Origin of the sequence: Bacillus sp. FSL R5-0523 (genome assembly GCF_037975295.1) — a bacterium.
Lineage (GTDB): Bacteria > Bacillota > Bacilli > Bacillales > Bacillaceae > Bacillus > Bacillus subtilis.
On sequence record NZ_CP150251.1, the window covers coordinates 3,111,800 to 3,126,214 of the forward strand.

The following is a 14,415-nucleotide window of genomic DNA, read 5'->3' on the forward strand; positions in this document are numbered from 1 at the left end:
TATTTCTCCTCCCTTATTTATTCAACTCTTCCAATTTGACAGCGAGAACCTTGCCGATTCGAGCCAGAGGTTCCGGCTGACATAAATCTTTATGACGGCAGTCGATGTCGATTTGTTCAATCTGTCCGTTAATATAAGGCTTCCACGAGTCAGGTTCAATCGGGTCAAACCATTCAGGAATGATTGTTGATCTGAAAAACAAAACATTTCCACGGAAGGTTTTAGGCTTATAGGAACCTAAAATGCCGACAGAATTGACATACGTATTCTTCAAATTTAAAATGACCGTTTCATCCAGGCTCGCAAGCGCACTGCCGTCACGGCGAAGAATCTCAATTGCCGCTTCAAAGTCTAGCGGTTTTTCCCCTAAGCTGTCTGGATCGTACCCGCCTAACGCCAGAAGGGCAATAAGCGCTTCCTCATCATCCGGTGCCTTTTTTATAGGAAGGAAGTGGTTCGGATAGGCGTCTAGCATCACCAACAGGGATACTTCTTCTCCTTGATTTTGCAGCTGGGTAGCCATCGCTTGAACGACATTCCCGCCCAGGGACCAGCCCAGCAGATGGTACGGGCCTTTTGGCTGGACCGTTCGGATTTGTTTAATGTAATCGGCAGCCATGTCATCAAGTGTTTTCGGAAGCTCCTCGCGCTTCCCGATTCCCCGTGCCTGCAAGCCGTAGATCGGATAATCTGTTCCTATATTGGTCATCAAACCGGCATAGCACCAGCTGAGCCCCCCTGCCGGATGAACACAGAATAAAGGAGGCTTGTCTCCGCTTGTTCGGAGCGGCAGCAGAACGTCAAGAGCGCTTTGGCTTGATCCCATTTCAAGTCTTTCAGCGAGCCCGGCTACAGTAGGTGCTTCGAACAAGTTGCCGATGCTGAGTTCAACGCCGAGCGCTTCACGAATGCGGCTCATGAGCTGTACAGCAAGCAAGGAATGTCCGCCTAAATCAAAGAAACGGTCATCAATGCCGACACGCGGCAAGTGAAGCACCTCCATAAAGAGGTCACAGAGAATTTCTTCCTGCGGCGTTCTCGGTCCTCGTCCTGTCACTGCCGCTGCGAAATCCGGAGCGGGCAGTGCTTTACGATCAAGCTTTCCATTCGGTGTCAGCGGCAATTCTTTCATCGTCACAAAGGCAGCAGGCACCATGTAATCCGGCAGTCTCTCCGCAGCATATTTGCGCAGTTCCGCCGTATCAAATGTTTCTTCCGAAGGGATGACATAAGCTGCTAACCGTTTATCTCCCGGCTGATCCTCACGAACGATCACTGCCGCATCTTCAAGCTGCGGATGCTGAACAAGCGCGGCTTCAATTTCTCCCAATTCAATCCGGAATCCCCGAATTTTCACTTGATGGTCTGCACGGCCGACATAGTCGAGAGAACCGTCAGCGCGGAGACGGGCCACATCCCCAGTGCGGTACATCCGGGTGCCTGGAGGACCGAACGGATCAGCTATGAAGCGTTCAGATGTTAAACCAGGCCGGCCTAGATAACCTCGTGCTAACCCCGCTCCTGATACATACAGCTCTCCGGCAACACCCGGCGGGACCGGCTGCAGGCGTTCATCCAGCACGTATACACCAAGATCGGGAATGCCGCAGCCGATCAAGCTGTTTGCCCGTAAAGCTGCCATGCTTCGGTCTAATTCGATATAGCTCACATGCACCGTCGTTTCTGTAATCCCATACATATTGATAAGCTGCGGTCTATTTTCAGGGTGGCGGTTATACCAATCCTCTAAACGGCTGAGTTCAAGCGCTTCTCCGCCAAAAACGACATAGCGCAGACTGAGCGCCTGTCCGAGATCCGGCTGTTCCCGTTCCGCCTGCATAAACTGATAGAAAGCAGACGGTGTCTGGTTCAGAACGGTCACACCCTCTTTGACAAGCAGGCGCAGAAACGCTTCTGGCGATCTGCTGACGTGGTGAGGCACGATCACAAGACGTCCGCCATGCAGCAGAGGACCCCAGATCTCCCACACCGAAAAATCAAACGCATAGGAATGGAACATGGTCCAGATATCGTCTGAGCTGAAACGGAACCAGTGCTCGGTCGCTGCAAATAAACGTGTTACATTTTGGTGAGGAATCATCACACCTTTTGGAACACCTGTTGAGCCGGATGTATAAATGACATATGCCGTATTCAAAGGCGAAAGCGGCTGAGTCCTATCCTTATTTTTTGGATTCTCTGCAGGGTACGTGTTTAGTTTCTCTGCCAGCTCGGGATCATCCAGCACGATTTTCGGCACGTTTTCAACTGGCGGAATGTGATTTGCAGCTTTAGTGTTCGTCATGATAAACGCAGGCTGTGCATCTTTTAGCATAAAAGCAATTCGATCAGCCGGATAATCCGGATCAAGAGGGAGATAAGCTGCCCCGGCTTTTAGCACCGCCAATAGGCCGACAGCCATTTCCAACGATCGGGGCAGTGCCAATGCCACAAATTGCTCCGGCCCGACACCTTCACTAATCAGCATTCGGGCAAGCCGGTTTGCTCTTTCATTCAGCTCTGCATAGCTCAGTTCCTGATTTTCATATACAACGGCAATGGCATCAGGACGTAAAGCAGCCTGCTTCTCAAATTGCTCTGGCAAACATGCGTGCGGAATCTTTTCAGATACACTTTGCCAATCAGTCACCATGCTGCTGCGTTCCTCTGGTGCAAGAATATCCAGATTTCCGATTTGCTCGTCAGGATCAGACTCGGCAGCCTCCAACAGGCGCATCAATCGGTCAGCAAGAGCCTGAGCAGTTTCCCGCTTTAAAAGATCAGTGCTGTATTCAAGCAGTCCTTCCATCCCGTTTGGTGTCCCGTCAGCAAGGCGATCTTCACTGATTTCCAGCGTCAAATCAAACTTGGCAGAACCGACACTGTTGATTCGCAGGCTGCTCTCCATATCAGGAAGATGCAGTTCAGCGTCCGGTGTGTTTTGGAACGCAAGCATGATTTGGAATAAAGGATGCGTCGCACGCGAACGAGCCGGATTGAGCACCTCTACAAGTCTCTCAAACGGCAGATCCTGATTGTCATAGGCGGCCAGATTCACTTTCCGTACTCTGTCTAGAAGCTCACGAAAGCTTGGGTCACCGGACGTATCAGTTCTGAGCACCAATGTATTAATAAACAGCCCTACAAGATCGCCCAGCGCATCATCATTCCGTCCCGCGATCGGACTGCCGATCGGAATGTCGGTGCCCGCCCCGAGCCTTGTCAATAAAGCGGCGAGACCGGATTGAAGCACCATAAACAGGCTCACCCTATTTGTGCGAGCCAGCTCCTGCAATCGCTTGTGAAACTCGGGCTCAATACGAAAATGAATCGTATCTCCATCATGACTCGGCTCAGCCGGACGTGAATAATCGATTGGCAGTTCAAGCTGATCAGGCAGGTTTTTCAAGGTTTCTTTCCAGAAAGCAAGCTGACCGGCAATCAAGCTGTTTGGATTATCCTCGTTTCCAAGCAGTTCTTGCTGCCAAAGCGCATAGTCTGCATACTGCACAGCAAGAGGCGCCCATTCGGGAGATCGTCCGTGGCAGCGAGCCGCATAAGCCGTCCCAAGGTCTCGGGTCAGCGGTGTTAAGGACCAGCCGTCCCCGACAATATGATGGACGAGAAGAAGCAGCACGTACTCGTCAGGACCGATCACAAAAAGCTCGGCACGAAAAGCAGGTTCAGCTGCAAGATCAAAGCTGTAGCGTACAGCTTCGGCAAGCCGATCAGAAAGCTCCTTCTCAGCAATTTCAGTAACATGTAACTCAGGATGGGCTTGATCGGCATCTAAAATATGCTGATAGGATGTCCCCTGTGATTCAGGGAAGATCGTCCGAAGGCTTTCATGACGGCAGACGAGGTCATAAAGTGCCGCTTTCAGCAATCCTTGATCCAACTTACCTGACAAACGGACAGCAACCGGAATATTATAAGTAGGACTCGGTCCTTCCAGACAATGCAGGAACCATAGCCGGCGCTGGGCAAATGATAGTGGGATCTTTTCAGGCCGCTCAGCTCTCTGCAAAGCGGGACGTGCACTCTGCGCCAAATCAAGATGGGCAGCGAGTCCGGCTACTGTCGGTTTGTCAAAGAGCTTGGCGATACCAAGTTCGGCTCCCATTACCTCGCGAATGCGGCTCATCAGACGGGCTGCAAGAAGAGAATGGCCCCCAAGCTCGAAGAAACTGTCATCGATACCGACGCGTGCCAAACCGAGAACCTCTGCAAACAAGTCACACAATATCTCTTCCTGAGGAGTCCGCGGGGACCGATCACTGACAGATGTGCTGAAGTCTGGTGCCGGCAGTGCTTTCCGGTCAAGCTTGCCATTAGGTGTTAATGGCAGCTCGTCCATCTCCACAAACGCCGCCGGTACCATATAATCAGGAAGACTAGCCCCCATATAACGACGAAGCTCTGCAGTATCAATAGCAGCATCAGCGACTACATAAGCCGCCAATCGTTTGTCTCCCGGCTGATCTTCCCGTACGACAACCGAGGCCTGTTCAATGTGCGGATGATTGGCAAGCACGGCATCAATTTCTCCAAGTTCAATTCGGAATCCGCGAATTTTGATTTGATGATCCGCCCGCCCGATATAATCCAAAGACCCATCGGCACGCCAGCGGGCCTGGTCTCCGGTCCGATACATCCTAGTTCCCGGCGGTCCGTATGGATCTGCAACGAAGCGCTCCGCCGTTAAATCAGGGCGATGGAAATAACCTCTGGCCAAGCCGGTGCCTGCAATATAAAGCTCTCCGACAACGCCCGGCGGCACCGGCTGCAATCCATTATCAAGCACATACACCTGCGTGTTCCAAATCGGTTTCCCAATCGGAGGAACGCCCTGCAACCCTTCTTCAAGAAAAGCTGCGGCAGACCAAATCGTTGTTTCAGTGGGACCGTATAAGTTCGTGACTGAACAATGAAGGTCTTGAAGCGCCTGCAAAAGACCGCTCGGCAGCGCCTCGCCTCCTACAAGCACTCTAAGCCCCCGAAGTTTCTCAGGTTCACTCGTTACCAAAGCGTGCCACAGTGTCGGTGTCGCCTGCATGATGTTAATATCGAAATTTTCAATCATTTGAGCTAATGCCTGCGGCTCACGGATCGTTTCTTTCTTTGCGATCACGATTTGCGCTCCGCTAATCAGCGGAAGATATAACTCTAATGCTGAAATATCAAAAGCGACAGTCGTCACAGCCAACAGCCTGTCTTCTTCTCCTAGAGAAAACGCCTCCTGCATGGACAGCAGAAAATTGCTTAAGCTTTTCTGTGTCACAACGACTCCCTTCGGTCTTCCTGTTGATCCTGAGGTATAGATGATATACGCAGGATGGTCAAGAGAAACCGATACATCCGGATTTTCCGGCGAATAGCGTTTTATAATCTCCTGTGTAACAGCCTGATCAAGCACAAGCTCCGGTACAGCCAGGTCATCAGGCAGACTGGCTGCTATTTCCTCAGTCGTTATGATGCATGAAGGTTTCGCATCCTCCAGCATGTAAGAAATGCGGTCGGCTGGAAACTCCGGATCAAGGGGGAGATACGCCGCACCAGTCTTGAGCACACCAAGCATTGAGGCCACCATCTCAGGGGAACGCGGCAGCGCCAAAGCGACAAACTGCTCCGGACCAATCCCTTTTTCGATCAACAGACGCGCGAGGCGGTTTGCCTCTTCATTGAGCTTTCGATAGTTGACTTGAATGTCATCACACATGAGAGCGATACGTTCTGGCGTAAGAACTGCCTGCTTTTCGAACATGTCCTGAAGGCTGACCAGCTTCTCGGATTTTGCCGTCTCATTCCATTTAGAAATGACTTTTTCTTTCTCCTCTGGCAACAGAAGCTCCATTTGCCCAATCAGCATGTCCTCTCCGGCAGAAGCCGTTTGCAGCAGCTGCAGGATACGCTGCTGATGAAGCTTAATATCAGACTCACTGTATACCTCGGGATTCGCATCAACATCAATTCGCAGCCCGCTGCCGTCTGTTCTGTCATATACATTGATTGATAGATCATCAACAGGACCTGCTGAAAGATTATGCGTTGTGCCCCGGGCGCCGGCAAAGTCGAGACCGTAATCAAACGGCATAAGATTGATTTGAGGGCCAAATAATCTATGATTTTCTCCTATCAATTTCAGATCGCGCCGAAGCTCTTCATGGCGATACTTATGATGTCGCCGAATACTGCGGATTTCCCGGGAAATTTGCTGAATCAGTTCAGAAAAGCTCATCGAAGAGCTTACCGTCAGCCGGAGCGGGAGAAGGTTCATCACCATAGCCGGTACATTCAGTGACGCGGACCCTATCCGACCCATCATGGGCAGGCCGAGCACAACATCCTCAGAGCCGGTCATACGGTGCACATAAACAGCTGACACCGCAATCATGACTTCATGCCAGCTTCCTGAGAAATAGCGCGCCGCTTCTTTTAACGCGTTTACATCAGACGGAGGCAGATATGCCGTATGACGAAGAAAACTGTTAGATGTTCTTGGCGCCCGATCAGCCAAGCTCACAACTTCAGGTGCATCTGCAAAACGGTCCAGCCAGAATTGACGATCCTTCTCATACTGCTCTGATCCGCGATAATCTGTATCCTCCTCCAAAATGGCCTGGAGAGACCCAAAGGAACGGCCTTTAGCTGTTTGTCCTTTTATAAGCGCAGTATATGTACTTGCCACACGCTGGGCTATCAGGGAAAAACCAAAGCCGTCGATCGCTATATGATGAATGCGCTGATACCAAAAGAAACGATCAGGCCCGGCAATAAACAGAGCTTCATTGAACAAAGGGTCATACCCTAAATCAACCGGCTTTGCTAAATCAGCTTTCATCCAGTTTAATGCTGTTTTTTCCGGATCAGGCTCAGAGCTGACGTCAATGACGTGCAGCTGTACATCCGGAGACGGGTTTATCATCTGCCAAGGCCCGTCCATATTTTCACCGAAGCGGACATGCAGCGATTCCGCTTCCTTGATCACGTGCCGCAAAGCTTCTTCAAAAAGAGCAATATTGAGTGGTCCATTGATTTCTATATATTCCGCTGTATTGTAGATTGGATTGTCCGGATCAAGCTGCTGAGCAAACCATATGCCAGTTTGCGCCCCGGTCAAAGAATATTGAAGATCTTTTGTATCAGGCATCCGTTTGTTTACCCTCCTTTTATAAATAATCCGCGTTTGGCAGCACTTGCTGGCTGCGGGTTGTGAGCAATTTCTGCCATTCTTCGATCGTTGGGCGTTCAGCCAATTCCACGAAAGTCACCTCTGCCCCTTCACGGCGCCATTGTTCCACCAATGTCATGATCCTTACCGAATCAAGACCACGATCGAGCAAATCCTCTTGATCTGTGATGTCTTCCGGTGTTTCTTGTAGAAGCTCAGCAATTTGTTTACGGATATTCTCACATGTAAACACATTCTTTTTGCCAGTGTTTGCTGACGTTTTTTGAACGTCTGCCGGCGCATTCTGCAGCTGATCAAGAAGACTGTCAGTCATCACGGTAAACGCACAGCGTCCAGCCGCATAGTCCAGCGCCATTTGATGTTTTTCTAATGAAAAATCAGCAACTGCATCTCCCACAAAAAAGGCTTTAATATCCTCCATAAATGCTTCACATGCTGTAACAAGACAGCCGATATGGGCGTAAATTCCTGTAATGATCAGCTGATCGCGTCCCTCTTTGCGCATCATTTCAAGCAGATTCGTTCTCTTAAACGCGCTGTATCTCCATTTTGTCAGCACAAGATCATCATCCTCTGGTGCCAGCTCGGTTATAATTTTCTCCTCATAAGGACCGCTGTTTAATCCCGGGCCCCAAAAGTCTGTCAGCAGCGCACGGTCATCCGGATTTTGGCTTCCCGGCTGTGCGGTATAAACAACAGGAATCCCAAGCTGAACACATTGATTCTTCAGCTTTCGTATATTCGCTGAAAGCTCTGTTACCGGAGACGCTCCCGCTGTGAAAGCATCGACAAAATAGTTTTGCATATCGTGAATTAACAAGACAGCCCGATTCGGATCAGGCACCCATGATACTTTGTTTTGCGGCATATCAGATGCTGTCGGCATTTGATACGGCTGAATGGCAGGTATAGCCATTTGAACACTTCCTCTCAAATTGTTGTTTTATTTTTTTGATCCTGCAAGAAGCTTCTCAGAAATGGCTTCACGGAGCGCTTTTTTGCTGACTTTTCCTACTCCTGTCTGCGGGAAGGATTCGACAAATTCAACTCGGTCAGGGATTTTATATGCCGCCAGTCCGCGCTCTCTCAAAAATGCTTTAAGCTCTGCGGCTTTTGGGGCTTCATCCCGGGGAATAATGAACACACAAGATCTCTCGCCAAGAAATTGATCAGGCATGGAGACCATTGCCGCATCATGGACAGCCGGATGCGCCAGCAGATGATTTTCCACCTCTTCAGCCGCAACCTTTTCTCCTCCACGGTTAATTTGATCCTTCGCCCGGCCTTCAACGACAATATACCCGTCTCGTGTCAGCCTGACGATATCACCCGTACGGTAAAAACCGTCCTCAGTAAATGAAGCGGCGTTATGCTCTTCTGCCTTATAGTAACCTCGAATTGTATACGGTCCCCGCGTCAGCAGATGGCCTGTTTCACCAGGTTTTACGTCGCGATCATGATCATCCCAAACACGCACTTCATCATATGGGGACATCGGTTTTCCTTGGGTGTTGACAATGATCTCCTCAGGATCATCCAATCTCGTATAATTGACGAGACCCTCTGCCATTCCGAACACCTGCTGCAGCGTGCAGCCGAAAACAGCTTTTACTCTGCGAGCGGCTTCAGCACTAAACTTGGCACCGCCGACCTGCAGCACTTGAAGGCTGGATAAATCATCACGGCGTGAGGATGCCGCATCCATCCATACCATCGCAAGAGGCGGAACAAGAGCGGTTATCGTGACCTTTTCCCGTTCAATTAAAGGAAATGCGTCATCTGGACTTGGAGAAGGAGATAATACCACTCTTCCTCCAGCGTATAATACGCCGAGAACGCCAGGCGAGCTCAGCGGATAATTGTGTGCCATCGGCAGCGCGGCCAAGTACACCGTGCTGTGGTCGAGCCAGCAGACCTCCACACTCCGCTTCAGGCTGTATATGTAGTCATCGTGGGTCCTCGGAATCAGTTTCGATAGCCCGGTGCTCCCGCCAGAAAGCTGGAGGAACGCCACATCCGAAGATTTGACTTCAGGCAGTTTTACAGGTTCTGTATGCAAATCCTCCAGCGGCAAAAATTCCTCTGCCTCACCTGCGACAATGACGTGTTTCAAAGTCGGCAGCTTGCTTTGAACTTGTCTGGCAAGCGTACGGTAGTCAAAACCGGAATAAGCGTCGGGAATGATATATGCAGCCGCTTCAGCAAACTCGCAAAAATATGTAATTTCACTGCTTCGATGAGAAGGCAGTGCGAAGACTGGAAGCGCCCCCAGACGGAATAGCGCGAAAATAACTTCAAAAAACTCTTTGATATTTGGCAGCTGCACTACGACACGATCCATCTGTTGAATGCCGAGCTTCTGAAATCCGGCAGCCAGACGATCAGCCCTTGTGTCAAGCTCTTGATAGCTCCAATGGGTGTTCCCGCATGTAATCGCAATGCGGTCGCCATATTTGGCTGCCCGGTCTCTTAACAAATCTCCAAACGTCTCGCCGGCCCAGCAGCCATTCTTTCGATAGGTCTCAGCTAACTCATCAGGCCAAGGCGTAAATCCTTTCAGCATGTTGCATCCCTCCAGCAATTCATTCTGTTCATATGTGATCCACGCCCATTGCCCGCAGCATTGTCCGAAACTTTGCGGACGTCTCCTTAAGCTCGTCCTCGGGCTTTGAACCGGCCACAACACCAGCTCCAGCATACAGGCGGAGTGAGCGTTCTTCTGCCTCTGCACAACGGATCGTCACGATCCATTCTCCGTCACCGGCATCGTCACACCATCCGATCATGCCGGTAAAGAACCCGCGGTCAAACGGTTCAATGCTAAGAATCGCTTCTCTCGCAAGATCAGTCGGTGTTCCGCAGACTGCTGGCGTCGGGTGAAGCGCCGCCGCCAATTCAAGTGCGGTTACAGACGGGTCGGAAAGCTCTCCCTTAATCACGCTGGACAGGTGCCACATTGTCTCCGTTTTGATCAGTGAGGGCTTTTCCGGAACCTCCAGCGTCCGGCAGAAAGGTCTTAGCGCTGCCGCAACTGCATCAGCGACAACCGCGTGCTCATGAAGATCCTTTGCGGAAGCAAGCAACTCATCTGCCCGGCGCTGGTCTTCAACAGGATCATCACTGCGCGGCCTTGAACCGGCTAATGGATTGGAAACGACCTGTGTTCCCATCCTTGAAACGAGAAGCTCCGGACTTGCTCCGAGCAATGTTCGGCGGGGAGACGTTTCATCCTGGCTGGACACGTCTGCGGCAAACGTGTAGCCATGCGTGTTATGCTGAGCCAGATGGCGAAGCAATTCATCCGTCTGAATCGGTTCAGGCGATGTCAAATGCAGCGATCTGGACAGGACGATTTTGCTGAGTGTTCCATCGGCAATGCGTGTCAGCCCTTGTTCAACACCATTTTTATAATCCTCAGGTTCAGGAACAGGCTTTATGTGGTATGTATGCCCAGCCTGCTGTTCCTTTTCCTCATGATCAAATTGAAGCGGTCCTGACCAGCGCACTTCCTCAGGTACAACGAGCCGCGCTGCTTTTACTTGATCAAAAGGAACGGCCCCGACAACAAGCGGCCGGCTTTGCCCTGATTGTTTTGCCTGACGTAACGTCTCTGCAATTCGGCCAGAAAGGGTTTCCATTTGGTTTTGCCCGTCTGCCTCCGGTACGATTTCACATATGCCTTTCGCTAACAGTACACGATGAGGAGACGCTAAGAAAAAGGCGCCCGGCTGATATTCATGAAGCAAATGCTCCGCTTTTGTTTCTGTTATAACGTTTTGATCCAACATTCTCATGAACCTCCTTTAAATTCAGTTACACGCCTAAGGTAGCGCCGCCATCTACGCATAAATTATGCATCGTAATATGCCCTGCCTGGCCAGAAACCAAAAAGAGCACCGCATCCGCAATATCCGAAGGCTTGGCTAGTTTTTTGAGCGGGATCCCTGTTTTAAATGTCTCAAGTGATCCTTTTATGACTTGCTCCGCTCCATTCTCGTCGGCCCATAATGACCACTGCATGTCTGTTTCCGTTGATCCGGGAGATACAATGTTGCAGCGAATATTGTATTCTGCAAGCTCAAGGCCAAGGCATTTCGTAAACATCACAGCCGCAGCCTTTGAGGACGCATATGCCGCCATAGATGTTCTTGGTACACCGGCAGCATTCGATCCGACTGTTACAATCGAACCCGATCTTCGGTCCATCATATATTTGCTGACTGAACGCGAGGCGTTAAATACGCCAGTCGAATTCACTGAGAACGTCGCCTCCCATTCCTCATCGCTAAGCGAATGGATCAGTCCCGGGCGAAGGACACCCGCTACATTCACTAAAATATCAATCGGCCCCATTTCACGTTCGATGCGCGCCGTGATCTCGTCAATCGCCGCGCTGTCTCTCACATCCGCAGGAAAAGCTTCTGCATGTTGGCCTTCTGCTTTGAGGCTGCTCACAACCTTTTCCAGCTTTTCAGGATTATAATCAACTGCCGCAATATGTGCGCCTTGACTGGCAAGCGTCCGCGCAACAGCTTCGCCTATTCCTTGGGCAGCCCCTGTTATAAAAGCAATTTTTCCCTCTATACTCTTTGCATTCATATCATCAATTCCTTTCTTCGCTCCAATGCCGAACAGACATCCAGCGAAAAAAACTGCTGCGCCTTGAAAAACGCAATCTATTGATAATGATTATCATTATCAATTATAAAAATAATCATATCCAAATGTCATGTGACAGTCAAATATAATTTCAGTGACAAATATTTTTTTAAAGGCAAGGCTGAGTATGTCTCAGCCCATTGATAGATGCGGTCCGTCAGGGTGAAGCGCAAAACGCAGCGCCCGGCTGACCAAAACAGGAAGAACTGAAATATGTCCTTCTCCTGAAAACTCGCAAAATTCTGCCCGTATGCCTTGTTCAGATAAAACGGCCAGCCGCTCATAAAGCTCCCTTGCATTATCATTCATCCGGCTTTTATGATGCTGCTCCAATTCTCCTGCGGCAAGCAGGATATTGATAGGCTGATTGTTTTTCTTGGTGAGAGAGACGAAATGGTCCGTTTTCTCGAGAATAAACGGTTTATTCCAATGAATGGACGGACTTCCCGCGATATACGTTTGAAACGCATCGGGCTTTGTTAGCAGCACCTGCAGCACGAAAAGCCCTCCGAGCGAATGGCCAAAGATTGTTTGTCTTTTTTTATCAATCTGGTAATCTCGTTCTATCTCCGGTTTTAAATCCTCTTCAATAAATCTGAAAAAGCCCTCTGCTCCGCCATGCTCCGGCCATTCTCTGCCGTCGGGCCTTTCCGGCAGCTTCGATTGGGCTGTTGGCATTGTAAAATCCCGGTGGCGCGCTGAGGAGAACGGCTCCGCTGTCTCATAGCCAATGCCGACGATCACTGCAGGGATCACCCCGGTTTTTTCGGGTCGGCGTCCCTGTATTCGAACGGCTTCCGTCATCGTTCCGAAGACAGAATTGGCATCCAGCAGATAAATCACAGGATAACCAGCGGGTGGCGGCGGCGTACTAGGTTTCGAGATAAAAATGTGATAGGTACGGTTTTCATTGCGTGAAGACATCATACGCACTTCCGTACCAGGAATCGTAAATGCGTATGATGTCCCGCCATTTGTCCGGTCTGTTGTTTGCTCTTTCATGCAGTACGACATTCCTCTCCTTAAACTAAACCGCAATGTATGATAATGATTTTCACTATCAACTAGACACCTCAAATAATAGGTTTTCTTCCAAAGAAAGTCAACTTTTTCCCGAATAAAAAAGGCACCTTGATCAAATAAGGTACCTGCAGACTATCAATATGGAAGTAAAAACCTAATAAAGATGCGGATTGTCCTATTTGAAATAGAACCTTAATCCCATGTAAACCTTTGATTTTGCCAAGGATCGCCTCTCATGTGATAGCCATTCCGCTCCCAAAAGCCAGGATGATTTTCTTTCGTAAATTGGATGCCGCGCAGCCACTTGGCGCTTTTCCAAAAATATAGATGCGGAAATACACCCCGCAGCGGAAAGCCGTGTTCAGGGGTTAAAGGTTCGCCATTATGCGCATAAGCCAGAAGGGAAGTTTCCGCTAAGAAATCATCAAGCGGCAGATTGGTCGTCCAGCCCTCTTCAGCATGTAAAATGACGTAGCCCGCTTCTTCTTTTACACCCGCTTTTTCCGCTATATCACAAGCCCGCACGCCTTGCCACACATTATCAAGCCTTGACCATCCCGTGACGCAATGAATGTCATTTTTCGATTCATACCGTGGAAAGGCTTTGACATCTTCAAAGCTTAGCAGCATCGGATGGTCAACCAAACCGTATACTTGAAGATTCCATTTCGTCATATCTTCGTAATATGGGACATCTCCGGTATGAAGCACAGGAAATGAAGTGGTGACGTTTTGATTTGGCGGCACTCTTCCAGATTGATCGGACTGTCTTGTTTTTCCGAAATACATATGGGCCTCCTTTTTGTTAACCTAATTTAAAATCATGTTGACAATCTTTTTGTTCTTTATTACTCTATGATTGTGTATGTCAACCTAAGGGGGAACAACGATGAAACAACGTAAACTTCGTGCGGGAGATATGGCGCTGATTGGCATGTTCGCCGCACTTATGGCTGTCGGGGCCAACATTACATCAGTAGCACCCTTTTTACAAGTAGCCGGCATTCCGCTTTCGATGCAGCCGTTTTTCTGTCTCTTGGCAGCTTTGCTTCTTGGCAGCAAACGAGCAGCGATTGCTATGATTGTATATGCACTTGTGGGATTGGCCGGAGCACCTGTGTTTGCTCAATTTTCAGCAGGCTTCGCACCGTTTGCAGGGAAAAGCGGCGGGTTTATTATCTCATACATCCCGGCAGCATTTGGAGCGGGATGGTTTTTAGAACGCAAAATGCAGCCAAGTAAAATTCGATTTCTCATTGCTTCACTTATCGGAACGGCGATCATGTATCTCATCGGCACTACCTATATGTATCTTGCACTGAAGCTGTGGATTCATACGCCAGTGAGCTACGGCACGGCTTGGGGCTTTATGATTTGGTTTATGGTAAAAGACACAGCGCTGGCTGTGATACTGTCGTTTATTGCACCAGCAATCTACCGCTCTATTCATAAAGCAACCGGCTTTAACAGAAATCACATATCATCTACGTAAAAACCGTTCTAATGGACGGTTTTTTATCATAACGAGAAAAGGCTCCCCA

Annotated in this window: 8 protein-coding genes; 1 reads left to right on the plus strand and 7 read right to left on the minus strand. The window is 49.6% G+C overall.

What is annotated here, in order from left to right:
* Positions 1 to 13: 13 nt before the first annotated feature.
* The 7 genes from dhbF to NYE53_RS16055 all read right to left on the minus strand — a co-directional run bounded on the left by dhbF (position 14) and on the right by NYE53_RS16055 (position 13,663).
* Positions 14 to 7,150: a non-ribosomal peptide synthetase DhbF gene (gene dhbF, locus NYE53_RS16025; RefSeq protein ID WP_339245610.1), complete on the minus strand. Its 7,137-nt coding sequence runs from the start codon at positions 7,148 to 7,150 to the stop codon at positions 14 to 16.
* Positions 7,151 to 7,169: 19 nt separating this feature from the next.
* On the minus strand, positions 7,170 to 8,108 hold the full coding sequence (locus tag NYE53_RS16030) for an isochorismatase (RefSeq protein WP_029318480.1): 939 nt from the start codon (positions 8,106 to 8,108) through the stop codon (positions 7,170 to 7,172).
* Between the two features lie 27 nt (positions 8,109 to 8,135).
* The gene (locus NYE53_RS16035) at positions 8,136 to 9,755 is read right to left on the minus strand and encodes a (2,3-dihydroxybenzoyl)adenylate synthase (RefSeq protein WP_021480515.1); all 1,620 of its coding nucleotides are present in this window, start codon (positions 9,753 to 9,755) and stop codon (positions 8,136 to 8,138) included.
* A gap of 28 nt (positions 9,756 to 9,783) precedes the next feature.
* Positions 9,784 to 10,980 (minus strand): isochorismate synthase DhbC, encoded by a 1,197-nt coding sequence (gene dhbC, locus NYE53_RS16040; RefSeq protein WP_339245614.1) that lies wholly within the window; start codon positions 10,978 to 10,980, stop codon positions 9,784 to 9,786.
* 25 nt (positions 10,981 to 11,005) lie between these two features.
* On the minus strand, positions 11,006 to 11,791 hold the full coding sequence (locus NYE53_RS16045) for a 2,3-dihydro-2,3-dihydroxybenzoate dehydrogenase (RefSeq protein ID WP_339245616.1): 786 nt from the start codon (positions 11,789 to 11,791) through the stop codon (positions 11,006 to 11,008).
* A gap of 192 nt (positions 11,792 to 11,983) precedes the next feature.
* Positions 11,984 to 12,853: a ferri-bacillibactin esterase BesA gene (gene besA / locus NYE53_RS16050; RefSeq protein WP_339245617.1), complete on the minus strand. Its 870-nt coding sequence runs from the start codon at positions 12,851 to 12,853 to the stop codon at positions 11,984 to 11,986.
* Between the two features lie 213 nt (positions 12,854 to 13,066).
* Positions 13,067 to 13,663 (minus strand): sulfite oxidase-like oxidoreductase, encoded by a 597-nt coding sequence (locus NYE53_RS16055; protein WP_003228739.1) that lies wholly within the window; start codon positions 13,661 to 13,663, stop codon positions 13,067 to 13,069.
* Positions 13,664 to 13,763: 100 nt separating this feature from the next.
* Here NYE53_RS16055 and NYE53_RS16060 point away from each other — a divergent pair, with 100 nt between their 5' ends.
* Complete coding sequence (locus NYE53_RS16060; RefSeq protein WP_339245619.1) at positions 13,764 to 14,366, plus strand: biotin transporter BioY; 603 nt, start codon at positions 13,764 to 13,766, stop codon at positions 14,364 to 14,366.
* Positions 14,367 to 14,415 lie beyond the last annotated feature (49 nt).